We start from the raw sequence: 345 nt of genomic DNA, 5'->3' as shown, positions 1-345 counted from the left end.
GGCCCGGCCGGTCCCATGGGCTCCGCCGAGCGGACGGCGACCGCCGGCGACGTCCTGGCCGGCTACCTGCAGGGCCAGGCGGTGGAGTTCCTGCGCAGCCTGCGCCTGCACGGCGAGAGCGGCGCCGACGCCGACGAGGCGGGGGAGGCGGCGCGGCTGCTGCGCCGCTCGGCCCGGCGCATCGCCGGGGCCCTCTACGTCTACCGCCCGCTCACGGACACCGACTGGACGGACCGGATCCGTACGGAACTGGTGTGGCTGTCGGAGCTGCTGGGCAGGGAGCACGCCTACGCGGCGCGGCTCGCCCGGCTGCGGGGGGCGCTGCACCGGCTGTCCGGCGCGGAG

General features: G+C 78.3%; 1 protein-coding gene. It reads left to right on the top strand.

The features are described from left to right. Window positions 1-15: 15 nt before the first annotated feature. Window positions 16-345: CHAD domain-containing protein (locus ACSNOH_RS35230; protein ID WP_436725509.1), on the top strand; the 330-nt coding region annotated here is incomplete at its 3' end.

Source organism: Streptomyces sp. URMC 127, assembly GCF_051386535.1.
Lineage (GTDB): Bacteria > Actinomycetota > Actinomycetes > Streptomycetales > Streptomycetaceae > Streptomyces.
This window is presented reverse-complemented; position numbering and strand designations above follow the sequence as displayed.